We start from the raw sequence: 25,675 nt of genomic DNA on the forward strand, positions 1-25,675 counted from the left end.
AAACTATTTTACCATAAATTAAGCCCTTCTCACAAACGAGAAGGGCGGAAAAAACACTTAGATTGGAATTATTTTTGAAGTCCAAGCAAACTTATGTCTCTTTTTCAAAATGAGTTCGTACATAGCCTAGAGCTAAGAAGGATAAGGCGACAACTCCAAGTCCAATAATCAAGAAAGAATAAAGATGGACACTTGGAAGAAAGGTCATCAAACCTTTCGCAATCGGCATAAAGAGAATTGCCAGTGTAAAAATGGTACTCAATACCCTACCCAAATATTCTCCATCAATCTTGGTCTGTACCTGTGTAAAGAAGTGAATATTAAAAATCGTCATAAAGAGTTCACAAATCAGGTTTCCAGAAAAGGTTAAAATATTGGGCAGTGGCAAACCCATCATGAAAACTCCTACTCCTGTTAAAATCAATAAGAACAAAAGTGTATTCATACTTGATTTAAATTTATTTGCTATCAGTGCTCCTATAATTGAGCCAATCGCACCCATGGTTAAGATAGTCGCATAAGCTCCTTCTACTCCATATAGTTTATTTGAAAAAGGAAGCAAAAACTCAAAAGCCGCAAAAAAGAAATTAACGCTGGAAGCCACTAACAGGAGAAAGAAAATCTCTTTTTGATGCCAGATATAGTGCAAGCCATCTTTGATATCTGCAAAAATATCTTTACCAGTAAAAAGTTTCTTATCTTGAACCATTGGTTCTTCTTTTGGAAGTAAGGCCACTAGAACAAATGCTATAAAAAAAGTCAAAGCATCTAGTAAGAGCGTCAGATGGAGACTTGAGAATTGTAAAACAAGAAAAGAAAGTACAGGAGAACTCACGCTGACAACCTGCAAGACCAACTCCAAACGAGAATTGTAGAGGACCAGTTCATCCTTCTCTACCAATTCGGTGATAATGGCCTTATTTGCTGGTCTAGAAAAGGCAAAAGCAATAGCCTGAACAATATTGGCAAAAATCAAAGCTCCAATCATCCAGCTGTCATTCCTTATAAAAGAAATAGCCAGACAAAGAATCCCACAAACAAGGTCTGCCGCCATTAAAATCTTACGACGAGAAAAACGGTCTGAAATGACTCCGCCAAAGGGATTTACGAGAATAGATGTGACGAGTTCAGAAATCTGATACATTCCTAAAACAGTCTGGCCTATGGCCCCCATGGAAGCCAACCAGACACTATTTCCATAATCATAGAGCATATTCCCTATCTTGTTAACAGCTCCGCGACTAATCAACTGTACTGCATAGCGATTCATATAAAAACTCCTCTCAAATTTTGAAACTATTGTATCAAAACCGAAAGGAGCTTTTTCATTTTTCCCTTATTTGGGAAAATTAATCTTTGATAAATTTTTTGTAGTGTTCCTGATAGTAGGCTACTTGCTCTGGAAGATCTAGCACGTCAAAAATATGCATGGCCTCTTGCATTTGCTTACAACCTTCTTTACACTGTCCTTTTTGGTACAACGCAAAGCCTTTTAGGTAATGTAAAATATTTCGTTCATACAGACTAATGTTTTTACCAATAATCTTCTCTGTATAAGTCTCAAAATAGCTTGCATTGTCAAAAGAAAGATGCTCTAAACAATGCTGGTAACAATTGAGGGCCAAAATCAAAACCAATCTCTTATGGCGACCAATCTCTTGATAAAATTCCTCCCTCTCCATGACTTCTCTACCAATCCGAGTGACATAGTCTACATCGTAGAAACTATAGAGGTTACCGAAAAGAATCAACTCATACATGGTCCATTCTTCTGTTTTGAAGAGATAATCTGCTACCTTATCTAAATCATCCTGCTCCATATGATAACTCGAATCTCTTTGACAAATCAGACCTTGCAACAAAATCCAGTTCAGCTCAAAATAGAGTGGATTTGTCGAACTCTTAGCCTTTTCAAGTTGTTCACTTTGAAGCTTTTGAAAACCTGCAATATCATTTGAGTAGTAAAGGGGTACAATTTGTCCCATCATGGCAACATGTTCATGATTATGGAAATCCCTAGCCTTATCCATGAAATTTTCGATTGTTACATGAATGTTATCCAAAATCTCAAAGAAACGTGAGACTGCTAGGTCAGACTCCCCAAGCTCAAAGCGAGATAACTGAGAAGTTGAACAGGACTCCCCTGCCGCCTCCTTTAAAGAATAATTTCCACTTGTCCGAAATTCACGAAATACTTTTCCAAGATGTTCCATCTTTACACCTGCTCTGATAATTCTTCCCATTCAAGCATAGCTTCTTCCTGACGGTGGCTGATTTTGTCCAGCTCAGCCTGTAATTCCATCAGTTTGTCGGCATCGTTTGTTTCCAACATTTGTTCAGAAATATCTTGGCTTTGACTTTCTAACTCTTCAATTTCAGCTTCTAGACTTTCGATTTGTCGCATGAGTTTGCGAACTTCTTTTTGACTTTCTTTCTGAGCTTGATAGTCATTAACTGAACTTGATTCTTTTGCTTGATTGCTAGTTGAAGCTTCCTCAGCCTGAGTCATTTCTACTTCTGCTTTCTTCTCAACATAGTAGTCGTAATCTCCCAGGTAAAGAGTCGAACCCTTCTCAGACAATTCCAAAACATGAGTTGCCACACGATTGATAAAGTAACGGTCGTGGCTGACGAATAGAAGAGTTCCATCAAAGTCAATCAAGGCATTTTCTAGCACTTCCTTGCTATCAATATCCAAGTGGTTGGTTGGCTCGTCAAGGATCAAGAAGTTGTTGTTTTCCATGGACAATTTAGCTAAAAGCAAACGAGCTTTTTCTCCACCTGACAGCATGCCGACTGATTTTTTAACATCATCTCCTGAGAAAAGGAAGGCACCAAGACGGTTACGGATTTCAACTTCTGGTGTCAGTTTAAAATCATTCCAGAGTTCATCAAGCACAGTATTACTTGCTGTCAGCTTGCTTTGCGTCTGATCATAGTAACCAACCTCAACATTGGCACCAAAGCGCTTTTCACCTTTGATAAAAGGAATCTGGTCCACAATAGACTTGATAAAGGTTGACTTGCCGATTCCATTTGGACCGACGATAGCGACAGCATTCATCTTACGAAGGTCTAAGTTGATAGGCTCTGACAATATTTCCCCATCATAGCCAATAGCTGCATTTTCAACAGTCAGGACAACATTGCCCGACGTTTTCTCAGACTGGAAGGTCATATTGGCTGATTTCTTACCAGCTTCTGGCTTGTCCAAACGCTCCATTTTTTCTAGTTGTTTACGACGGGATTGGGCACGTTTAGTCGTTGAAGCTCGAACTAGATTGCGATTGACAAAGTCTTCCAGAGCAGCGATTTCCTTTTGTTGCTTTTCATAGTTTTTTTCTTCAGTAGCTAGCTTCTGCTCCTTTAATTCAACAAAACGAGAGTAATTGCCCACATAACGATCCAAGGAATGCTTGGTCAAATCCAGCGTAATTGTCGCAACCTTGTCTAAGAAGTAACGGTCGTGGCTGACAATAATAAGGGCGCCGCTATAGTTTACCAAGTAATTCTCTAGCCAGGCAATGGTTTCAATATCCAAGTGGTTGGTTGGCTCGTCCAAGACCAAGAGATTGGGCTTTTCAAGGAGCATTTTAGCCAGTGCCAGACGAGTATTTTGACCACCCGAAAGCTCGGCAATTTTCATCTGCCACATAGACTCGTCAAACTTAAATCCATTTAAAATCGCTCGTATATCAGCTTCATAGGTAAAGCCACCTGCTTGGCGAAAATTCTCAGATAAGCGGTCGTAATCTGACATCAGTTTATCCAAATCAGCACCAGACTTTTCTCCCATCTCTAGCTCCATCTGACGAAGTTGTTTCTCCGTCCGACGCAAATCATCAAAGACATGAAGCATCTCATCGTAGATGGTATTTTCAGACTCAAAACGGCTATCTTGGGCTAGGTAAGACAGAGAAATATCTTTTTTCTTATTGATTTCTCCACTAGTTGGCTCCTCTTCTCCAACCAAAATCTTCAAAAGAGTAGACTTACCTGCACCATTTTTCCCAACAAGGGCTATCCTATCACGTTCATCAACCTGCAGATTAATATTATCAAAAAGAACCTCTCCTGCAAAAGAACGTTCAATTTTATTAGCTTGTAAAATAATCATACAAACAGTATAGCATGTTTCCCTAAGGCATTCAAGACTTGATAAACCGGCATATGACACCACTTTTCTGAAAATTATGCTACCGTTTTACTAAAACGCTAAAAAGTGCTATAATGTGAACGGTTAAAACAATTTACAAAAAGGAGAATTTCAATGTCTTACCAAGAAAATTACCAGAAATGGGTTGATTTTGCGGAGCTTCCTGACTATCTTCGTCAAGATTTGGAAAATATGGACGAAAAAACTAAGGAAGATGCCTTCTATACAAATCTTGAATTTGGTACTGCAGGTATGCGTGGCTTGATTGGTGCGGGTACAAACCGCATCAACATCTACGTTGTTCGCCAAGCTACTGAAGGTTTGGCTCGTTTGATTGAGTCAAAAGGTGGAAATGAAAAAGAACGTGGTGTAGCAATCGCCTACGATAGCCGTCACTTCTCACCAGAGTTTGCCTTTGAATCTGCGGCAGTTCTTGCTAAACACGGTATCAAATCTTATGTATTTGAAAGCCTTCGTCCAACTCCAGAACTCTCATTTGCAGTTCGTCACCTCAACTGTTTCGCAGGTATCATGGTCACAGCCAGCCACAACCCTGCACCATTTAACGGATACAAGGTTTACGGTGAAGACGGTGGACAAATGCCTCCACACGACGCAGACGCTTTGACTACTTATATCCGTGCAATCGAAAATCCATTTGCAGTTGAAGTTGCTGATGTGGAAGCTGAAAAAGCTTCTGGCTTGATTGAAGTTATCGGCGAAGCTGTCGATGTAGAATACCTCAAAGAAGTCAAAGATGTGAACATCAACCCAGCCTTGATTGAAGAATTCGGTAAGGACATGAAGATTGTCTACACACCACTTCATGGTACTGGGGAAATGTTGGCTCGTCGTGCTCTTGCCCAAGCAGGATTTGACTCTGTTCAAGTCGTAGAAGCTCAAGCAACTGCTGACCCAGACTTCTCAACTGTAAAATCTCCAAACCCAGAAAGCCAAGCAGCCTTTGCCCTTGCTGAAGAACTTGGTCGTCAAGTTGGTGCAGATGTTCTTGTCGCAACTGACCCTGATGCTGACCGTGTTGGTGTTGAAGTTCTTCAAAAAGATGGTAGCTACCTCAACCTTTCAGGTAACCAAATCGGTGCTATCATGGCTAAATACATCTTGGAAGCCCACAAAAATGCTGGAACTCTGCCTGAAAATGCAGCACTCTGTAAATCTATCGTATCAACTGACTTGGTGACGAAGATTGCTGAAAGCTACGGCGCTACTATGTTCAATGTTTTGACAGGTTTCAAATTTATCGCTGAAAAAATCCAAGAATTCGAAGAAAAACACAATCACACTTACATGATGGGATTTGAAGAAAGCTTCGGTTACTTGATTAAACCATTCGTACGTGATAAAGACGCTATCCAAGCTGTTCTTGTCGTTGCTGAACTTGCTGCCTACTACCGTTCTCGTGGTTTGACACTTGCTGACGGTATCGAAGAAATCTACAAAGAATACGGCTACTACGCAGAAAAAACTATCTCTGTTACCCTTTCAGGTGTCGATGGTGCTGAACAAATCAAAGCGATTATGGCTAAATTCCGTAACAATGCTCCAAAAGAATGGAATGCAACAGCTATCACTGTCGTAGAAGACTTCAAGGCACAAACTGCTACTGCTGCTGACGGTACTGTTACAAACTTAACAACTCCTCCAAGTGATGTGTTGAAATACACACTTGCTGACGGTTCATGGATTGCCGTTCGCCCTTCAGGGACAGAACCAAAAATCAAGTTCTACATTGCCGTTGTAGGTGAAACCAACGAAGAATCACAAGCTAAGATTGCTAACATCGAAGCAGAAATCAATGCTTTTGTAAAATAAAGACCTATAAAAGATGAGACAAACCAATCTCATCTTTTTTTCGTATCAAATCTAAGCAATTTTAGAAACTTTATGGCATACTAGACATATCAATGAAAGCGAGGTAATCTCATGGAACAATTTTTAGATAATATCAAAGACCTTGAAGTCACTACAGTTGCGCGTGCACAAGAAGCTCTTGATAAAAAAGAAACTGCAACCTTCTTTATCGGTCGCAAAACTTGCCCTTACTGCCGTAAATTTGCAGGTACTTTGGCAGGTGTCGTAGCTGAAACCAAAGCTCACATCTACTTCATCAACAGTGAAGAACCAAGCCAACTCAATGAGTTGCAAGCATTCCGCTCACGCTACGGAATTCCAACTGTACCAGGCTTCGTTCACATTGTAGATGGACAAATCAATGTCCGTTGCGACTCTTCAATGTCAGCACAAGAAATCAAAGATTTTGCAGGATTGTAAAAAAGCCACTCATCGAGTGGTTTTTAAATGGTCAAAATTACCTTTTTTCAATCAAATCTTGTATCATTCTATGCAGTTCTTCTATCTTCTCGGATTGTCTCTCTAGTAACATTCTCTGACTAGACAATTCATCTTGGAGTTTATCAAGTTTTATCTGTTCATCTGGATTATCTTTTACAAAAAAGTTCGTCAAGGCACTCGTTAACATTCCTATTGTTCCAATACCGACAAGCATTAATAAAACAGCTAACCATTTACCAAAAATCGAAGTAGGAATAATATCCCCATAACCAACTGTCGTTACAGTTACAAGAGCCCACCAGAGACTATCTGAGAAGGATTTTTCTTCAACTACAGATAAAATTGAACTTCCTACTAGAACGATAAAGATATTAACATATAAGATATAAATCAGGCCATTTGTTCGTAAGAATCTACTAATTTTTCTTTCTAATTTACCTGTAAGTCCAATTATTCTAAGTAAACGAGTCAGTTTCAGTAATTTTGTCATCCTTGCTAAGCGGAAGATACGCCCTAATCGAAAAACTATGAAAATAGCATTTAAAGGGAGAATAGCCAATAAATCAAAAATATTTTCAAGAATAAAGCGCCATTTTTCTTTACTTGAAAAGAACCGACAACCATAATCTACCACAAACACAAACCAAAGTTGTATGTCAATAATACTGTATGGAGGATTGTCTAAATCAATCATCTCAGCAAATCCAAGCAAGACAAGAACAACGGATATTAACGTAAGTATGATAATCGTTGTGTCATAATAATCCTTGAATAACCATTTTCTTTTCACATCATTTCTCCTATATCATTTGTAAACATTATACCACACCAAATCTCTACTAAAATATATAAAAGAAGGCACATTCGCCTTCTTTTTTATATCTCTGTCAATGGTGTTGCGGTATCCGGTGAGGTATCGTAAACCTTAAAGTCTACTCCTACACCTAAATCAGCTTGTGCTAGCTGATTAACCATGGTCATGTGAGCCAGTTCCTTGATATTGTTTTCCTTAGATAAATGCCCAAGGTAGATCCTCTTAGTGCGGTTTCCCAAGGTACGAATCATAGCTTCAGCACCGTCCTCGTTAGAAAGGTGACCGAGATCCGATAGGATTCGTTGTTTTAGTCGCCAAGCGTAAGAACCTGCTCGCAAAATCTCTACATCATGGTTGGACTCGATAAGATAGCCATCTGCATTTTCGACAATTCCTGCCATTCGATCACTAACATAACCTGTATCAGTCAGCATGACAAAACTCTTATCATCCTTCATAAAGCGATAGAACTGCGGTGCGACTGCATCATGGCTTACACCAAAACTCTCGATGTCAATATCTCCAAAGGTTTTGGTTTTACCCATCTCAAAAATGTGCTTCTGAGATGAATCCACCTTGCCAAGATACTTGCTATTTTCCATAGCCTGCCAGGTCTTTTCATTAGCATACAAATCCATACCATACTTGCGAGCCAAAACTCCTACTCCATGGATATGGTCAGAATGCTCATGCGTAATCAAGATAGCATCCAAGTCTTCTGGTTTGCGATTAATTTCAGCAAGTAGGCTGGTGATTTTCTTACCAGATAAGCCTGCATCCACTAATAGTTTCTTTTTTGGGGTTTCCAGATAAAAGGAATTTCCACTGGAACCCGACGCTAAAATACTGTATTTAAAGCCTGTTTCACTCATTCTGGTCTTCTATTTCGTCCTCCCATACTTCTTCTTTCACTGCATCCTTATCATAAGGGAGCACAATGGTAAAGGTTGATCCCTTACCATATATACTTTTGGCCCAAATAAAGCCCTTATGCTGTTTGATAATTTCTTTAGCGATAGACAGTCCCAGCCCTGTTCCACCTTGAGCACGGCTTCTAGCACGATCCACACGGTAGAAACGGTCAAAGATACGTGGCAAATCCTGCTTAGGAATACCCAATCCTTGGTCTGAGATGGATAAAATCATCTGATCATCAGTCGTCTTCATGGTCACTGTGATTTTTCCACCATCTGGAGAATATTTAATGGCATTGTTGAGAATATTATCAATCACCTGTGTCATTTTGTCTGTATCAATTTCAATCCAGACAGACGTAATCGGATAATCTCTAACCAATTCATATTTCTTTTCTTCGTCTGATCCCCTCATCTTATCAAAGCGGTTAAGAATAAAGGTAATAAAGGCTGTGAAGTTAATCAGTTCCACATCTAGGTGACTAGTTGCATTATCAATTCGAGAAAGATGGAGAAGGTCTGTCACCATCCGCATCATACGGTTGGTTTCGTCTAGAGACACCTTGATAAAGTCTGGTGCAACAGGTTCTGACAAGGCTCCCTCATCCAAGGCTTCAAGATAGGATTTTACACTAGTCAGAGGCGTCCGTAACTCATGACTAACGTTGGAAACAAAGAGTCTTCGTTCGCGTTCTTCCTTCTCCTGCTCCGTCGTATCATGCAAAACAGCTACCAAACCTGAGATAAATCCAGACTCACGACGCACCAAGGCGAAGCGTACACGAAGGCTCAGATACTCACCATTGGCATCCTGAGAATCAATCATGAGTTCAGGAACTTGGGTAATCAAATCACGAAGTTCATACTCATCTTCAATCTTAAGCAATTCTAGAATACTTTTATTGAGAACCTCTTCTTTCTGAACACCTAGCTGTTTCTTAGCCATGTCATTAATCATAGTAATCTTGCCACGACGATTGGTCGCAAGGACTCCGTCTGTCATGTATGAGAGGATACTGTGCAATCGTTTACTCTCTTGTTCCAGATTTTCTTGGGTCAAACGGATTACTTCTGATAAATCATTGAGATTATTGGTAATATTAGTGATTTCAGAGCTTCCCTGCATATCCAATACCTGAGAATAATCTCCTGCAATCAGGTCTTTCACCTTTTGATTAATTTGCTTCAACCGAATATTATCTCGCCGATTTTCTAGCAAAAGTAAGGTAACAATCAAGATAAAACCCAATAAAATTAAAATGAAGATAAAATCACTAGTAAGAATATTTTTTCTAATAAATTCAATCATTATTTCTCATATAATAACCAACACCGCGACGTGTTAGGATATACTCTGGACGACTTGGTGTATCTTCAATCTTCTCACGCAAACGTCTGATAGTTACGTCAACTGTTCGAACATCTCCGAAATAATCGTAACCCCAGACCGTTTCAAGTAAGTGTTCTCGCGTAATTACTTGACCGATATGAGAAGCCAAGTGATACAAAAGCTCAAATTCACGATGAGTTAAATCTAGTTCTTCACCGTATTTTTTAGCTACATAAGCATCTGGTACAATCTCCAAGTCCCCAATTTGCAAGGGTTGGGTTTTCTTTTCATCTGATTCTTGATTATCTACAGAAACCAAGTCCGTGCGACGAAGAAGGGCTTTGACACGCGCCTGCAACTCACGATTTGAGAAGGGTTTGGTTACATAGTCATCTGCACCAAGCTCTAAACCGATAACCTTATCAAATTCGCTATCCTTAGCTGAAAGCATGATAATAGGCACACTACTAGTCTTGCGAATAGTCTTAGCAACTTCTAAGCCATCAATTTCGGGAAGCATCAAATCCAGAATAATAATATCTGGTTGCTCTGCTTCAAATTGCTCTAGCGCTTCACGACCGTTAAAAGCAGTTACAACCTCGTAACCTTCCTTGGTCATATTAAACTTGATAATATCCGAGATTGGTTTCTCATCATCTACAATTAATATTTTTTTCATTTGTTCACCTTTTTCTCTACTATTATACCAAAAAAATAACAAGAAGACACAATAGCTAATCTTTGCTACTGTCTAAGTTGGCTTTTGCATAAGCCTGCCAGATTTTTTGTTGGGGTTTGGCAAGTGGAACATTCTTGAATTCTTCTGGTGAAAGCCAGCGAACTTCTCTATCTGAAAAATCATGGAAGTCAGTCACCTGACCTGCTACAATTTGAACATGCCACTTGCGATGGCTAAAGATATGCTTGACAGTCTCAAAATAAACATCAAGCCAATCAACATCTAAGTCATAGTCCTGCTGAAAACTCTCCTCTGGACTGGGACCAAAGTTCACACTTTCTTCCGCAACCTGATGAAAGAGGTCAAACTGCTCCTCTTGCGAAAAGTTATCTACTTCTACCAGTGGGAAATGCCAAAAACCTGCCAATAGCTTTTCACTTTCATTTTTTTCAAGTAAAAATTGTCCCTGAGAATTTTTCACAACTAAGGCTTTAAGATAAATAGGAACTGGCTTTTTCTTGGGAACCTTGATTGGATAACGGTCCATTGTACCATTCTGATATGCCGCACTAAAGTCCTTAACTGGGCTTTCTTCTGGTCTGGGATTTACAGGCGCCTCAATATCAGACCCTAAATCCATCAAAGCTTGATTAAAGTCACCTGGACGTTCTGGATCAATCAAGATTTCCATCATTACCTGAAAAATTTTGCGATTACTTGGAATCCCAATATCATGGTTGACTTCGAACAGACGGGCCAAAACACGCATAACATTACCATCTACAGCTGGCTCAGACAAATTAAAAGCAATACTGGAAATCGCGCCTGCTGTGTAAGGGCCAATTCCTTTTAAACTGGAAATTCCTTCATAGGTATTTGGAAATTGACCACCAAAGTCAGTCATAATCTGCTGGGCCGCAGCCTGCATATTGCGTACTCGAGAATAATAACCCAAACCTTCCCAAGCCTTCAACAAACGCTCTTCAGTGGCCGTTGCCAAACTTTCCACAGTTGGAAACCAGTCCAAGAATCGTTCGTAATAAGGAATAACCGTATCCACCCTGGTCTGCTGGAGCATAATTTCAGATACCCAGATATGATAAGGATTTTTACTTCTACGCCACGGTAAATCTCTTTTGTTTTCATCATACCAAGCGAGAAGTTTTTCACGGAAAGAAACAATCTTCTCCTCTGGCCACATGACAATACCGTATTCTTTCAAATCTAACATATCCCTAGTATAACACAGAAGATTCTAACTGTCCTTTTCCTAGTATTAATACTCTTCGAAAATCAAATTCAAACCACGTCAACGTCGCCTTGCCGTACTCAAGTACAGCCTGCGGCTAGTTTCCTAGTTTGCTCTTTGATTTTCATTGAGTATAAAAAGCCTCTTCCCAAAGGAAAGAGGACTAAATCTTATTGATGAACTGCTTGGGCTGCTGTGATAAGGGTCAACTTGTAAACATCATCAGCATTACATCCACGAGAAAGGTCGTTAACTGGCTTGTTCAAACCTTGCAAAACAGGTCCAACAGCCGCAAAACCACCAAGACGTTCTGCCATCTTGTAGCCGATATTTCCTGCCTCGATACCTGGGAAGATGAAGACATTTGCTTGACCAGCTACCGTACTTCCAGGAGCTTTCAGAGCTGCAGTTTCAGGAACAAAGGCTGCATCAAATTGCAACTCACCATCGATTTCAAGGTCAGGACGCAAGTCGTGAGCAATTTTAGTTGCTTCAACAACCTTATCAACACTTTCTCCAAATCCTGAACCTTTAGTAGAATAGCTTAGCATAGCAATTTTAGGTTCGATGCCAAACATCTTAGCTGTGATTGCTGAGTTGATCGCAATTTCAGCCAAAGCTTCTGCATCTGGATTGATGTTGATGGCACAGTCTCCAAATAAGTAACGTTCAGTACCACGAACCATGAGGAAGGCACCTGAAGTACGAGTTACATTTGGACGAGTTTTGATGATTTGAAGGGCTGGACGAACTGTTGAAGCTGTTGAGTGAATCGCTCCTGACACCATTCCATCAACCAAGCCCAAGTAAACCAACATAACACCAAAGTAATTGACATCTTCAACCAAAACCTTGCGTGCATCTTCTTCAGACATTTTGCCCTTGCGACGTTCTACCAAGGCAGCAACCATTTCTTCAAATTTATCGTAGTGTTGAGGGTCGATGACTTCATAACCATCCATGATCCCTTCGATTTCAAGATAAATTTTAATTTTTTCAGGATTTCCAAGCAAAACAGGAATCACTTCTGTTTCTTTTACCAGGCGTTTAGTCGCTTGAAGAATACGAGGCTCTTCCCCTTCAGGGAGAACGATACGAGCATTTTTACCAACCAAGTTGGCTTTGAGACTTTCAAAAACTTCCATGAGTTTTCTCCTTTAAGATAATAATTATACTCTGAAACAATTTTTATAGAGTATTAGTTGATAACTGGTTAATAAGGTTGCTAAAATCATCCGGCAAGGGACTTTCTAACTGCAAGTCTTGCTCTAAAAATGGATGATAAAAAGATAGGTAATGGCAATGCAGGGCCTGACGTTGAATACCGTCATCCAGACTACCTCCGTACAAGTCATCGCCCAACAAAGGGAAACCAATATGAGAAAAATGGACTCGTATTTGGTGGGTTCGACCAGTGTGCAGGCAAATGTCTACCAAATGAATATTCCCATAAGATGCTACAATCTTGTAAGAAGTATGAGCATACTTTCCACCTTTAGCTACGCGTCTGGTAATAATGGAGTCTTCATCACGCGCAATCGGGGCAATAATTTCCCCCTCTGACTCCAAGTATCCATCACCTTTAACCAAAGCAAAGTAGCGTTTTTCAATGGACTTCTTCTGCAACTGCTTGTCTAGTCGTGCATGGGCATAACCGTGCTTTGCAAAGAGCATCAAGCCAGAAGTGTCCCTATCAAGTCTGGTCACAATGTGAACCTGCTGATTTTCATAGTCTTGCTTGACATAGTAACCCTTGATAAAATTAGCGATGGTATTGGAGTGATTAACACTAGGAATAGAAGCCACTCCATAGGGTTTATTCAAGACTAGAAAATGGTCATCCTCATAGAAAATATCTAATGGTCTCTCGATAGCTTCTAGAGTTTCAAAGCCTTCCTCAGCAGGAATATCGATGATAACTCGGTCTCCAATATCCAATAGATACGTCGCATTTTGTGGTTGATCATTGACCAGAATAGCTCCGCCTCGAAACTTAATCTTAGCTAGCAGCCCCTTAGAAACCTCGTGCTTTTTTAAGAAGGTCTTGACCTTGACATGCTCATCTGCGATAAATTCAAACCTCATTCGTCCACCTCGCCGATGAAAGCATCCTTAACACGGTTCCAGAAACTGGTATGGCTAGGTGATGCGACAAAGTGAATCTTATGATGGTCGATTTGATACTCAATTCGCTCAATATTACGGAAGGAATAAACGCTATTGTCAACCGAAATGGTATGGTAATCGTTTCTTGTTGGAATAAGTTCAATCTTATCCTTCTTAGGAACAATAATAGACGAACCCAGCGTTCGATAGACACGATTGTTAAGGCTGGCAATTTCCGTTAATTGCAAAGCTTCAATGGTTGGGTGTAAAACAGCTCCACCGAGCGACTTGTTATAGGCTGTACTACCAGTCGGTGTCGAAACTGTTAGCCCATCTCCACGAAAACGTTCAAAGTGGACACCGTTAATCACAACATCCGCCACCATGGTTCGATCAGACCTGCGGATGCTGGCTTCATTTAGTGCTCTAAAAATCTTCACTTCACCATTTTCAAGAAAGACCTTCACATTTAGAACAGGGTAAGAGACTCTTGCTCCGGTATCTAGCTGCAAATTAGTCACTAGCTTATCCAACTCAAAATCACGGTAGTCCGTATAGAAGCCCAAATGTCCAGTGTGAACACCAATGAAGCGGACCTTGTCAAGCTGGTTTTCGTACTTATGAAAGGCCGACAAGAGCATACCATCCCCACCGATGGAAATAACGATATCTGGATTGGTATCATTGAGTATAAACTGATTTCTCTTCAAACGATCTCGCAATTCATACAAAACCCTTTGACTCTGCGGTTTTCTATTAGCTATCAGGTCAATTCTTTTACCTGTATTCTTCATCTGTATCGTCACTGTTTCCTACACCATCATTTAATTTTCTACTCAAAGGATCAAAAAGTGCCTGGGCTTCCTGGATATCATCTCGAATTTTACCCATTTCTTCATCCAACTGATGAGCAATCTTGGCTGTAATTTCCAGTCGCTTCTTTATCTCCTCTGGGAAATCCCCTTGGTACTTGTAGTTGAGAGAATGTTCTATCGTTGCCCAGAAATTCATGGCCAAGGTACGTATTTGAATTTCCGCCAAAATGGTTTTAGCACCATTGATAGTGTCAACCGTATATTCTACTACCACATGATAGGAACGATAGCCTGATGCTTTTCGATGAGTAATGTAATCTCGCTCCTGTATGATCCGCATATCCTGACGCTTGCGCAAAATCTCCACTACTTCCTTGACGTCATCTACAAACTGAACCATCACACGCAAACCAGCAATATCTTGCAAATCGTGCTCTAAGGTCACATAAGTAATGCCACGCCGAGCCATTTTTTCCCTGATGCTCTCAATTGGCTTGACTCGGCCAGTCACAAACTCAATCGGAGAATGCCTATTTTGCTTACGATATTGCTTCCGAATACCACGTAGTTTAATCTTTAACTCACCAACAGCTTGAATGTAAGGATCTAGAAATTCTTCCCATTCTAAGGTCATATATTCTCCCTTGTTCTCATATTATCCTTCAAAAATATCTTTGATTTTTTCTCCAGATTCATATACAATAAATACAATGCTATTATATCATATAATCCGCTTTCATAGACAAAGAAAAGGTAAGAAAATTGAAACATTTAGAAATTGAATTGAAAACACTCTTGAAAAAAGATGAATATAATCGTCTAAAAGACCAGTTCACAGACGTCACTCCTGTTCTTCAAAAAAATTACTACATAGACACGCCTGATTTTGAACTGCGAGAAAAGAAAGTTGCTTTGCGCATTCGCACTTTTGAAGATTGGGCAGAATTGACACTCAAAGTCCCACAAAGTGTCGGAAACATGGAATACAATCAAAAATTGCAACTAAAAGATGCTGAAAACTATCTGAGCAAGAAAAAACTTCCTCAAGGGCTAGTACTGGATGAATTGGCGAAACATGGTATTAAAACTAGTAAATGGCAGATTCTTGGTTGTCTAACGACACTTCGCTATGAAATGCAAACAGCTATTGGTCTCATGGCGCTGGATGAAAGTCAGTACTTTGATATTACAGATTACGAATTAGAGCTTGAAGTTGAGAATCACGAGCAAGGGAAACAAGATTTCCAGCAATTTTTAGAGGAAAATCAGATTGCTTATCAAAAAGCTCCCTCAAAATTGGTCCGATTTGTCAAAAGCATGAAAAATAGCTGAAATAATCTCTATTTTTTGGTAAAATAGAAAAGATAAAATACAAAAATCCCTGTTCATATAGGCTAGGCAGATATGACTAGGATTTAAAAAGTTTACAGAGGACGGTCTATAATGTCAGATAGAAAAAACATGAAACTTTTCGCACTCAACTCTAATCAAGAAATTGCACAGAAAATTGCTCAAGCTGTTGGTGTCCCACTTGGAAAACTATCATCACGTCAATTTTCAGACGGAGAAATCCAAGTAAATATCGAAGAAAGTGTCCGTGGTTATGATGTTTACATCATCCAATCAACAAGTTTCCCTGTTAACAACCACCTAATGGAATTGTTGATCATGGTTGACGCTTGTGTGCGTGCAAGTGCCCACAGTATCAACGTTGTCCTTCCATATTTTGGCTATGCACGTCAAGACCGCATTGCTTCACCACGTGAGCCACTTACAGCTAAACTAGTTGCTAATATGTTAGTTAAGGCTGGAGTTGACCGTGTTCTTACGCTGGATTTGCATGCTGTTCAGGTGCAAGGCTTCTTTGATATTCCTGTTGACAACCTCTATACAGTTCCTCTATTTGCAAAACATTACTGCGATAAGGGGCTCCTTGGCTCAGATGTTGTTGTCGTTAGCCCTAAAAATTCAGGTGTGAAACGTGCTCGTAGCTTGGCTGAGTATCTTGATGCTCCTATCGCCATTATCGACTACCCTCAAGACGATGCAACTCGTAACGAAGGTTATATCATCGGTGATGTTGAAGGTAAGAAAGCCATCTTGATTGATGATATTCTTAATACAGGACGTACCTTCTCTGAAGCTGCTAAAATCGTTGAACGTGAAGGAGCTACAGAAATTTATGCTGTTTCTAGCCACGGTCTCTTCGTTGAAGGAGCTGCTGAACTTCTTGACAATACTAAGATTAAAGAAATTCTTGTGACTGATTCAGTAGCAACAAAAGAAAAAACTCCTAAAAACGTATGCTACATCACTGCTAGTGAGTTAATTGGTGATGCTATCGTCCGTATCCACGAAAGAAAACCAGTCAGCCCACTCTTTGCCTACAACAAAAAGAAATAAGGTGATTCTTTGATTTATTTGGACAATGCTGCAACGACTCCTATGTCAGCAGTTGCTATTTCAGCTATGACCAAGGTTATGCAAGAAACCCATGGCAATCCATCTAGTATTCATGGTCATGGTCGTCAAGCTGGCAAACTCTTGCGAGAAGCTCGTCAGGAACTAGCTCAGTTACTGGGGACAAAACCTCAACATATCTTTTTCACTTCTGGTGGGACTGAAGGCAACAATACTGCTATCATTGGCTACTGCCTTCGTCATCAAGAACAAGGAAAACACATCATCACAACTGCCATTGAGCACCATGCCGTCCTTGAAACCATTGATTACTTGGTTCAACACTTTGGGTTTGAAGCAACCATTATCCAGCCAGAAAATCAAGAAATCACAGCCCAACAAATTCAAAAAGCTTTACGTGACGATACGATTTTGGTTTCTACCATGTTTGCCAATAATGAGACAGGAAACCTACTTCCCATTGCTGAAATTGGCCAAATACTCAAACAACACCCTGCTGCCTATCATGTCGATGCAGTTCAAGCTATTGGTAAAATACCAGTTCATCCCGAAGAATTGGGCATTGATTTTCTCACTGCTTCTGCCCATAAATTTCATGGTCCTAAGGGAATCGGCTTTCTCTACGCATCAAGCATGGATTTTGATTCCTATCTACATGGCGGAGACCAAGAACAGAAAAAACGTGCAGGAACTGAAAATTTAGCTGCCATCATAGGCATGGTTGTAGCCCTAAAAGAAGACCTAGAAAAACAAGAAGAACATTTTCAACATGTACAAAATCTAGAAACTGTCTTTCTGGCAGAGCTAGAGGGAGTTCAGTATTACCTGAATAGAAGCAAACACCATCTCCCTTATGTTCTCAATATTGGATTTCCTGGCCAGAAAAATGACCTCTTACTCCTTCGTCTAGATTTGGCTGGAATTTCAATCTCTACTGGCTCAGCCTGCACTGCGGGCATTGTACAATCCAGCCATGTTCTTGAAGCCATGTACGGGGCAAATTCAGAACGTCTGAAGGAATCCGTTCGTATCAGTTTGTCGCCAGAAAATACTGTTGAAGACCTACATACCCTCGCAAAAACCTTAAAAGAAATTATCGGAGGTTAGCCATATGGCATTTGAAAAAACCATTCAGTTAAAAAATTGTCGTTACGACTACACTCTTAGCCCTTCTGTTAAAAAATTCACCCTTAAGGACAACACCTTTTTTGAGACTAAGGTTGGCAACTATGAACTGACTCGCCTTTTGGAAAAAGTTCCGAACAGCGGTGAGGGATTCCAACTCAAAATCATCATTAACAAGGAACTTACAGGTGCTAAAATCAATATCACTGACAAGTTTGGGCTACGTCTAGTTGATATTTTCAAATCAGAAGACCACCACATTCATCAGGAAAAATTCTATTTCCTCATGGATAGCTTGGTAGAACGTGGTGTCTTTACAAAATCGGAAAGATAGAGCCAAAATGTTTGAACTGACCTATAAAGACAGCTATCATGTAGAGCGGACTCTCAAATATGAGGATTACGAGGCTCTCATGCTGGCTCTGTCAGGATGTGTGACTCTGCCAGATACACTTTATGTAACTTCTTTGACCTTTAAAGGGCAGGAAGTTTACCAAGGACTGGTCGGAGACCTCTACCGTTTTCTATCAGATGCAGATTTTTTACATCAAAACTAAGATTTTTCTTAGTTTTTTCTTATTTTTGTTGATTTTTTCACAATGTTTCTATAAAATAGAAGAATAGAAAGGTTGTGATTTTGTGAAAGATAAACAGTCTGCTATTCCAAAAGCTACAGCAAAAAGACTCTCTCTCTACTATCGAATTTTTAAGAGATTTCATGCAGAAAAGATTGAACGTGCCAACTCTAAACAAATTGCAGAGGCTATCGGTATTGATTCAGCGACCGTACGTCGTGATTTTTCCTATTTTGGTGAACTAGGTCGGCGTGGATTTGGCTATGATGTCAAAAAACTGATGACGTTTTTTGCCGATTTGCTCAATGATAACTCCATCACCAATGTCATGCTTGTGGGTATTGGAAATATGGGCCATGCCCTTCTTCACTACCGCTTTCACGAGCGTAACAAGATGAAGATTATCATGGCCTTTGATCTTGATGACCATCCCGAAGTAGGTACCCAAACTCCTGATGGAATTCCCATTTACGGGATTTCTCAAATCAAGGATAAAATCAAGGATGCTGATGTGAAGACTGCTATCCTGACTGTTCCCAGCGTCAAGTCACAAGAGGTTGCCAATCTCTTGGTAGATGCTGGCGTGAAAGGAATTCTCAGTTTTTCACCAGTCCATCTGCATTTACCAAAAGACGTGGTCGTTCAGTATGTCGATTTGACAAGTGAACTCCAAACCCTCCTCTACTTCATGCGAAAAGAGGATTAGAAAGCGAAAATCATTTTATGAAAAAACCAGTTATTGGGATTACAGGAAACGAAAAAACTCATCCAGATGATGACATCATGATGAGCTACGTAGCAAAAGGCTTTGTGGAAGGCGTTAAAGACGCTGGAGGGATTCCCATCATCCTACCGATTGGTGATCAAGAAATGGCCTGCCACTATATCAGTATGATTGACAAGCTCATCTTGACAGGTGGGCAAAATGTTGATCCAAAATTCTATGGTGAACCAAAAACCATTGATAGCGATGACTACCACCTTCAAAGAGATATCTTCGAACTAGCCCTCATCAAGGAAGCTATTAAACAGAAAAAGCCAATTTTTTCTGTCTGCCGTGGAACTCAACTCTTTAACGTTGCCATGGGTGGAACTTTGTACCAAGATATCGAAGACCATTGGCAGGATTGTTCTGCTGAGTACACAACTCAACGCTTGATGACAGAGCCTGATACAGTTCTTCGAGAAATCTATGGAGAAATCTCCCATATCAACTCCTTCCACCATCAGAGCATCAAGGATTTAGCACCTAACTTAAAGATTGCAGCTCATGATCCTAAGGATGGTATCATTGAAGCTGTCATGAGTACGGATGATGTCGCCTTTCTCGGTGTCCAATGGCATCCAGAGTTTCTATTTGAAAATCGTCCCAAAGATAAAAACCTCTTTGACTATGTCGTTAATGAACTTTAGATTAAATCTGTTTTTTCACGGTAACTAAAGTAACTAGAATGTGAGACAATCAAATGGTCCAAGAGGACAATCCCCATCAGATCACAGGCGTCTTTTACAAGTTTTGTAACATGATCATCATTTCGACTAGGGGCCACCGCTCCCGAAGGATGATTGTGAACCAATATGAGAGAAGTCGCCATATGCTTGATAGCATAGTGAAGAATCTCTCGCGGCTCAGCGATACTACGAGTTGCAGAACCGATAAAAATGGTCTGTTGATGGATGATTTGATTTTGAGTATTGAGATAGAGCGCCACCAGGTGCTCTTGTTTTTTGTCCCCCAATTCCTGTTGCATCTTCTTGGCCAACTTTTGACTACTAAGAATACTTTCCATCTCAATGGTCTCATGCTTGTGAATACGATGCCCCAGTTCAATCATTGCTTGTAATTCTATGGCCTTAACGCGCCCAATACCAGATAGACTCTGTAATTCCTGCAGGGTCATTTTTTTCAAATCCGTTAGGCTTGAAAGATTGCTCAAGACTTTCTGGGCAATTTCAAAAACGCTAGCGTGACGTGTTCCAGTCCTAAGTAAAATAGCTAACAACTCTTGATTACTGAGCGCTTCGACTCCTTCTTTGGCCAGTCTTTCTCTTGGTAATAGTGAATCTTCTTGGAATGAAATACTATACATAAAAATCCTCCTCACTTTATTATTCGTGAGAAGGATGGAAAATTAGATTTTTTTCTCAATTGGAGCCACACTGGCTAAAAGTTTTTTCAAACCTACTTCTGGGAAATTGATTTTTAATTCCTGAGTAGCACCGCTACCTGAAACTTCCAGAACAGTTCCCTCTCCCCACTTCTTGTGGAGGGCAATGTCACCAATGGACCAATTTGTATCGCTAGACGCTGATTTTGCACCAGCTGTAAATTGACCAAATGGGAGACCACTTGACTGAATAGTTTTTGGTGCCACACCGCGTTTACGGTCTTGGAGGGCCTGCGCAAGACTCATGCCTTGACCGAAGGCAAGACCACCACTGCTATAAGATGCCTTAAAGCTTGTATTTGCTGGACGAGCCAGACCTTGATACTCAAGTAAGTCTGAACTGATTTCGTTAATAAAACGAGTCGGTCGGTTGTAGTTGGTACGACCAAAAAGCAGGCGCGAATTGGCATTTGTCAGATAGAGAATTTTCTCTGCACGCGTAATTCCTACATAAGCCAGACGGCGTTCTTCTTCTAGTTCATCTAGATCTTCAGCCGCACGACTAAGTGGAAAGACATTTTCTTCCATCCCGATCAAAAAGACAACTGGAAACTCGAGACCTTTGGCAGCATGTAGGGTCATCAAGGTCACTTCTGATGTCTCCTGACTACCTGAATCTGTGTCGGCAATCAAGGCCAAGTCATTTAAGAAACGACTCAGTTTGTCCAGACCAGTTTCCTCTTCTGGCCCATCAGAGGTGTCATCAAAGTTTTTCGTTACAGAAAGGAACTCTTCGATATTTTCAACCCGAGCCTTGCTTTCTAGAGTCGCTTGGGTATTAAGAATATCGACATAACCTGTTTTTTCAAGGACAGTCTCAACCAACTCAGTAATAGTTAAGTGGTCTAGCTGCTCCCGTAAATCTAGAATCATATTGGCAAAATCCCAGATAGACTGGGCTGCTTTACCCTTGATACCAGATAACATGATATTGGCTGAAGCATCCAGCATAGACATCTCTTGAGTATTGGCAAAATCACGGATTTTCTCAACTGTACCTGGCCCAATTCCACGTTTAGGCTCGTTGATAATACGCTCAAAACTGATATTGTCACTCAAATTGGCAATAATATTGAGGTAAGCGATAATATCTCGGATTTCCTTACGGCTGTAGAACTTGGTTCCGCCAACCATGGTATAAGGGATATTTGACTTGAGCAAGGCTTCCTCAATAGTACGGGACTGCGCATTAGTACGATAGAGAACTGCAAAATCCTTGTGAAGGAAGTTTTGACTCCGACCAAGTTCATCGATAGTTCTGGCTACAAATACAGCCTCATCTAGTTCATCATTGGCACGATAGTAAACAATTTGCTCCCCATCAGCATTTTGAGTCCAGAGATTCTTAGGACGGCGATTTTTATTGTTTTTAATGACCTCGTTGGCCGCTTGGAGAATAGTTTTAGTTGAACGGTAATTCTCCTCCAATAAAACAACCTTGGCTTGGGGATAATCCTTTTCAAAGTCCAAGATATTCTGCATATCAGCACCACGCCAACCGTAGATAGACTGATCCGCATCCCCAACCACACAGATGTTTTTAAAGCGCGAAGCCAAGAGTTTGACCAATTGGTACTGGGCATGGTTGGTATCTTGGTATTCATCAACGTGGATGTATTGAAACTTCTGCTGATAGTAGGTCAAGACATCAGGATTCTGATCAAAGAGACGCAGGGTCAGCATAATCAAATCATCAAAGTCAACCGACTCCGACTGACGAAGCTCTTTTTGATAAGCAGTATAACACTGGGCCACGATTTGCGTGTACATATCACCAGCTTGAGCAGCATAAGCCACATCATCAATCAAATCATTCTTAGCATTGGAAATGGTCCCTAAAATGCTCCGTTCATTCCATTTTTTAGGATCCAAGTTCAACTGTTTGAGAATGCGTTTCATGAGCGTCCGCTGTTCACCAGGATCTACAATTGTAAAATTGCGGTTGTAGCCAATATGGTCCGCATCGCGACGCAAAATACGAACACACATGGAGTGGAAGGTCGCAATCAGACAGTCCTGAGTGGCTGGATTGAGGCTATAAGCACGCTCCTTCATCTCACGCGCAGCCTTATTAGTAAAGGTAATGGCCAAGATATTCCACGGATTGACCAACTTTTCATCAATCAGATAGGCAATGCGGTGGGTCAAAACTCGGGTCTTTCCAGAGCCAGCCCCCGCCATAATCAACAAGGGACCTTCTGTCGTTTGCACCGCCTCAGCCTGACGGTCATTCATTCCATTTAATAATGCGTTCATCTTCTCTTCCTTACTCTTGAAGTCAATATTTCTATTATATCAGAATTCAAGGAAAATATCTTTACCTAGACTGGTTACGTGTAGAAGGCAACTTCTTATATCTAGATAAAAAATGAGCTTGGATAGTATTTCCAAACTCATTTAAAGTCAATTGCAATATACTAGAACAAGCCTAGAACAGTTCCATCGCTTTCAACATCCATGTTGAGAGCTGCTGGACGTTTTGGTAGGCCTGGCATGGTCATGACATCGCCAGTTAAGGCAACGATGAAGCCTGCACCTAATTTTGGCACCAATTCACGAATGGTAATTTCAAAGTTTTCAGGTGCTCCAAGTGCATTAGGATTGTCTGAAAAACTATATTGAGTCTTAGCCATACAGATTGGCAATTTGTCCCAACCGTTTTGAACGATTTGAGCGATTTGTGTCTGAGCTTTCTTCTCAAAGTTCACTTTGCTACCACGGTAGATTTCAGTAACAATCTTTTCAATCTTTTCTTGGACAGAAAGGTCATTGTTATACAAACGTTTATAGTTAGATGGGTTTTCAGCGATAGTCTTGACAACTGTTTCAGCAAGAGCTACTCCACCTTCTGCACCATCAGCCCAGACACTTGCCAACTCAACTGGTACATCGATTGAGGCACAAAGTTCTTTCAAGGCTGCAATTTCAGCTTCTGTATCAGATACAAATTCGTTAATAGCTACGACTGCAGGTACTCCAAATTTACGGATATTTTCAACGTGGCGTTTCAAGTTAGCAAAACCAGCACGAACTGCCTCCACATTTTCCTCTGTAAGAGCATCCTTAGCCACGCCACTATTCATCTTAAGGGCACGAAGGGTTGCGACAATAACTACTGCATCTGGAGAAGTTGGCAAGTTTGGTGTTTTAATATCAAGGAATTTCTCAGCACCAAGATCTGCACCAAAACCAGCTTCAGTAACTGTGTAATCAGCCAAGTGAAGGGCTGTGCTTGTCGCTAAGACAGAGTTACAGCCATGAGCGATATTAGCAAATGGACCACCATGTACAAAGGCAGGTGTACCATAAATTGTCTGAACTAGGTTCGGCTTAATAGCATCCTTCAAAATCAATGCTAAGGCGCCTTCAACCTGCAAATCACCTACAGAAACTGGTGTACGGTCGTAACGATATCCGATAACAATGTTAGCCAAACGGCGTTTCAAATCCTCGATGTCTGTTGCCAAACAAAGAATGGCCATAATTTCTGAAGCGACGGTAATGTCAAATCCATCCTCACGAGGAATACCATTTAGAGGACCACCAAGTCCAACGGTTACATGACGAAGAGCACGGTCATTCAAGTCCACAACACGTTTCCAGAGGATACGACGTTGATCAATTCCCAACTCATTTCCTTGGTGTAAGTGGTTGTCAATCAAGGCAGAAAGCGCATTGTTGGCAGTCGTAATGGCATGCATGTCCCCAGTAAAGTGAAGGTTGATGTCTTCCATTGGCAGAACTTGGGCATAACCACCACCTGCCGCACCACCCTTAATCCCCATTACTGGACCAAGAGATGGTTCACGAATAGCAATCATGGTTTTCTTGCCAATCTTGTTCAAGGCATCCGCCAGACCAATGGTAATAGTTGATTTTCCTTCACCTGCAGGTGTTGGGTTGATGGCAGTAACCAAAATCAATTTTCCAACTGGATTGCTCTCAACTGCACGAATTTTATCAAAGCTGAGCTTAGCCTTGTACTTTCCATACAACTCCAAATCATCGTAAGAAATACCAAGTTTCTCTACAACATCAACGATTGGTTTTAACTCAATACTCTGTGCGATTTCAATATCTGTTTTCATTCAAAACTCCTCTAACCTCTTATATGATAATTCATTATAACACAAAACAAGATTTTTAACATCCTTAAACTCTCCAAACGTTCGTAAATATCCCTTATTTTTAAGGTTTTTAGAGTCCTTTCTTAAATTTTATATGGCTTTATAGTTTGAAACTATATTCTTTCCTTTTACCAAAAATTTATCACTTTCATTTTACTTACCGTTTATTTTTGTGTACAATAGTGCTATGAAAATTTTAGTTACATCGGGCGGTACCAGTGAAGCTATCGATAGCGTCCGCTCTATCACTAACCATTCTACAGGTCGCCTGGGCAAAATCATCACAGAAACTTTACTTGCTGCAGGGCATGAAGTTTGTTTAATTACTACAAAACGAGCTTTGAAGCCAGAAGCCCATCCCAACCTAAATATTCGAGAAATTAACAATACCAAGGACCTTCTACTAGAAATGCAAGAACGTGTTCAGGATTATCAGATCTTGATTCACTCAATGGCGGTGTCCGATTACACTCCTGTCTATATGACAGGGTTTGAGGAAGTTCAATCTAGTTCCAATTTGGAAGAATTTTTAAGCAAGCAAAATCATCAAGCTAAGATTTCTTCAGCTGACGAGGTTCAGGTTTTGTTCCTAAAAAAGACACCCAAAATCATCTCTCTAGTCAAGGAATGGAATCCTGCTATTCATCTGATTGGTTTCAAACTGCTGGTTGATGTCTCTGAGGATTATCTCATCGAGATTGCCAGAAAAAGTCTTATCAAGAACCAAGCAGACTTGATTATCGCAAATGACCTGACTCAAATCTCAGCAAACCAGCATCGTGCAATCTTTGTTGAGAAAAATCAGCTTCAAACAGTCCAAACTAAAGAAGAAATTGCAGAACTCCTCCTTGAAAAAATTCAAGCCTATCATTCATAGAAAGGA

At 40.5% G+C, this 25,675-nt stretch carries 25 protein-coding genes; 10 read left to right on the plus strand and 15 right to left on the minus strand.

From position 1 onward, the window contains the following. Positions 1-91: 91 nt before the first annotated feature. The 3 genes from N8M16_RS01785 to N8M16_RS01795 form a co-directional block, all read right to left on the minus strand. Positions 92-1,270 (minus strand): MFS transporter, encoded by a 1,179-nt coding sequence (locus N8M16_RS01785; protein ID WP_060628237.1) that lies wholly within the window; start codon positions 1,268-1,270, stop codon positions 92-94. A 79-nt stretch (positions 1,271-1,349) separates the two neighbouring features. Continuing rightward, entirely contained in the window at positions 1,350-2,213 is an 864-nt protein-coding gene (locus tag N8M16_RS01790) for an Rgg family transcriptional regulator (RefSeq protein ID WP_060628235.1), read from the minus strand. Positions 2,214-2,215: 2 nt separating this feature from the next. After that, complete coding sequence (locus tag N8M16_RS01795; RefSeq protein WP_261069535.1) at positions 2,216-4,117, minus strand: ABC transporter ATP-binding protein; 1,902 nt, start codon at positions 4,115-4,117, stop codon at positions 2,216-2,218. Between the two features lie 153 nt (positions 4,118-4,270). Here N8M16_RS01795 and N8M16_RS01800 point away from each other — a divergent pair, with 153 nt between their 5' ends. Continuing rightward, complete coding sequence (locus N8M16_RS01800; protein WP_000121686.1) at positions 4,271-5,989, plus strand: phospho-sugar mutase; 1,719 nt, start codon at positions 4,271-4,273, stop codon at positions 5,987-5,989. A 111-nt stretch (positions 5,990-6,100) separates the two neighbouring features. After that, entirely contained in the window at positions 6,101-6,448 is a 348-nt protein-coding gene (locus tag N8M16_RS01805) for a thioredoxin (RefSeq protein ID WP_084953866.1), read from the plus strand. A gap of 37 nt (positions 6,449-6,485) precedes the next feature. Here N8M16_RS01805 and N8M16_RS01810 read toward each other — a convergent pair whose 3' ends face one another. The 9 genes from N8M16_RS01810 to yjbM all read right to left on the minus strand — a co-directional run bounded on the left by N8M16_RS01810 (position 6,486) and on the right by yjbM (position 15,010). Continuing rightward, positions 6,486-7,259, minus strand: a complete 774-nt coding sequence (locus N8M16_RS01810) for a potassium channel family protein (RefSeq protein WP_084953863.1) — start codon at positions 7,257-7,259, stop codon at positions 6,486-6,488. A gap of 86 nt (positions 7,260-7,345) precedes the next feature. Beyond that, positions 7,346-8,155: an MBL fold metallo-hydrolase gene (locus N8M16_RS01815; RefSeq protein ID WP_049501781.1), complete on the minus strand. Its 810-nt coding sequence runs from the start codon at positions 8,153-8,155 to the stop codon at positions 7,346-7,348. Further along, a complete protein-coding gene (gene vicK, locus N8M16_RS01820) occupies positions 8,148-9,506 on the minus strand; it encodes a cell wall metabolism sensor histidine kinase VicK (RefSeq protein WP_261069536.1) in 1,359 nt (452 codons plus the stop codon). The genes N8M16_RS01815 and vicK overlap by 8 nt, the downstream gene beginning before the upstream one ends. After that, positions 9,499-10,206 (minus strand): response regulator YycF, encoded by a 708-nt coding sequence (yycF, locus tag N8M16_RS01825; RefSeq protein WP_000722072.1) that lies wholly within the window; start codon positions 10,204-10,206, stop codon positions 9,499-9,501. Before yycF ends, vicK begins: the two co-directional genes overlap by 8 nt. A gap of 55 nt (positions 10,207-10,261) precedes the next feature. Beyond that, a complete protein-coding gene (gene mutY, locus N8M16_RS01830; RefSeq protein ID WP_261069537.1) occupies positions 10,262-11,437 on the minus strand; it encodes an A/G-specific adenine glycosylase in 1,176 nt (391 codons plus the stop codon). Between the two features lie 188 nt (positions 11,438-11,625). Then, positions 11,626-12,600, minus strand: a complete 975-nt coding sequence (gene pta / locus N8M16_RS01835; protein ID WP_153199058.1) for a phosphate acetyltransferase — start codon at positions 12,598-12,600, stop codon at positions 11,626-11,628. Between the two features lie 43 nt (positions 12,601-12,643). Further along, complete coding sequence (locus N8M16_RS01840; RefSeq protein WP_261069538.1) at positions 12,644-13,540, minus strand: RluA family pseudouridine synthase; 897 nt, start codon at positions 13,538-13,540, stop codon at positions 12,644-12,646. After that, on the minus strand, positions 13,537-14,355 hold the full coding sequence (locus tag N8M16_RS01845; RefSeq protein ID WP_000799056.1) for an NAD kinase: 819 nt from the start codon (positions 14,353-14,355) through the stop codon (positions 13,537-13,539). Before N8M16_RS01845 ends, N8M16_RS01840 begins: the two co-directional genes overlap by 4 nt. After that, entirely contained in the window at positions 14,339-15,010 is a 672-nt protein-coding gene (gene yjbM, locus N8M16_RS01850; RefSeq protein WP_261069539.1) for a GTP diphosphokinase, read from the minus strand. Before yjbM ends, N8M16_RS01845 begins: the two co-directional genes overlap by 17 nt. A 128-nt stretch (positions 15,011-15,138) precedes the next feature. Here yjbM and N8M16_RS01855 point away from each other — a divergent pair, with 128 nt between their 5' ends. From N8M16_RS01855 to N8M16_RS01885, 7 genes are all read left to right on the plus strand, one after another. After that, the gene (locus tag N8M16_RS01855) at positions 15,139-15,708 is read left to right on the plus strand and encodes a CYTH domain-containing protein (protein WP_261069540.1); all 570 of its coding nucleotides are present in this window, start codon (positions 15,139-15,141) and stop codon (positions 15,706-15,708) included. Positions 15,709-15,819: 111 nt separating this feature from the next. Next, the gene (locus tag N8M16_RS01860) at positions 15,820-16,779 is read left to right on the plus strand and encodes a ribose-phosphate diphosphokinase (RefSeq protein ID WP_001283822.1); all 960 of its coding nucleotides are present in this window, start codon (positions 15,820-15,822) and stop codon (positions 16,777-16,779) included. 9 nt (positions 16,780-16,788) lie between these two features. After that, positions 16,789-17,904 carry a cysteine desulfurase family protein gene (locus N8M16_RS01865; RefSeq protein WP_261069541.1) on the plus strand — a complete coding sequence of 372 codons (1,116 nt, stop codon included), beginning with the start codon at positions 16,789-16,791 and terminating at the stop codon, positions 17,902-17,904. Positions 17,905-17,908: 4 nt separating this feature from the next. After that, complete coding sequence (locus tag N8M16_RS01870) at positions 17,909-18,256, plus strand: DUF1831 domain-containing protein (RefSeq protein WP_000863540.1); 348 nt, start codon at positions 17,909-17,911, stop codon at positions 18,254-18,256. A 7-nt stretch (positions 18,257-18,263) separates the two neighbouring features. Next, complete coding sequence (locus N8M16_RS01875) at positions 18,264-18,479, plus strand: DUF4649 family protein (protein WP_185768004.1); 216 nt, start codon at positions 18,264-18,266, stop codon at positions 18,477-18,479. An 82-nt stretch (positions 18,480-18,561) separates the two neighbouring features. Continuing rightward, positions 18,562-19,203 (plus strand): redox-sensing transcriptional repressor Rex, encoded by a 642-nt coding sequence (locus N8M16_RS01880; RefSeq protein ID WP_000653417.1) that lies wholly within the window; start codon positions 18,562-18,564, stop codon positions 19,201-19,203. A 17-nt stretch (positions 19,204-19,220) separates the two neighbouring features. Further along, positions 19,221-19,910, plus strand: a complete 690-nt coding sequence (locus N8M16_RS01885; RefSeq protein WP_049515410.1) for a gamma-glutamyl-gamma-aminobutyrate hydrolase family protein — start codon at positions 19,221-19,223, stop codon at positions 19,908-19,910. On the opposite strand, the gene radC is transcribed toward N8M16_RS01885, so the two are convergent. The 3 genes from radC to N8M16_RS01900 form a co-directional block, all read right to left on the minus strand. After that, the gene (radC, locus tag N8M16_RS01890; protein WP_049515411.1) at positions 19,907-20,587 is read right to left on the minus strand and encodes a RadC family protein; all 681 of its coding nucleotides are present in this window, start codon (positions 20,585-20,587) and stop codon (positions 19,907-19,909) included. The genes N8M16_RS01885 and radC overlap by 4 nt on opposite strands. Before the next feature lie 42 nt (positions 20,588-20,629). Continuing rightward, positions 20,630-22,921 (minus strand): DNA helicase PcrA, encoded by a 2,292-nt coding sequence (gene pcrA, locus N8M16_RS01895; protein ID WP_261069542.1) that lies wholly within the window; start codon positions 22,919-22,921, stop codon positions 20,630-20,632. A gap of 161 nt (positions 22,922-23,082) precedes the next feature. Next, the gene (locus tag N8M16_RS01900) at positions 23,083-24,753 is read right to left on the minus strand and encodes a formate--tetrahydrofolate ligase (protein ID WP_261069543.1); all 1,671 of its coding nucleotides are present in this window, start codon (positions 24,751-24,753) and stop codon (positions 23,083-23,085) included. A gap of 226 nt (positions 24,754-24,979) precedes the next feature. Between N8M16_RS01900 and coaB the strand changes: the two genes are divergently transcribed. Next, positions 24,980-25,669 carry a phosphopantothenate--cysteine ligase gene (gene coaB / locus N8M16_RS01905; protein WP_042751244.1) on the plus strand — a complete coding sequence of 230 codons (690 nt, stop codon included), beginning with the start codon at positions 24,980-24,982 and terminating at the stop codon, positions 25,667-25,669. Positions 25,670-25,675: the final 6 nt, after the last annotated feature.

Origin of the sequence: Streptococcus mitis (genome assembly GCF_946188375.1) — a bacterium.
Taxonomy (GTDB): Bacteria; Bacillota; Bacilli; order Lactobacillales; family Streptococcaceae; genus Streptococcus; species Streptococcus mitis_CX.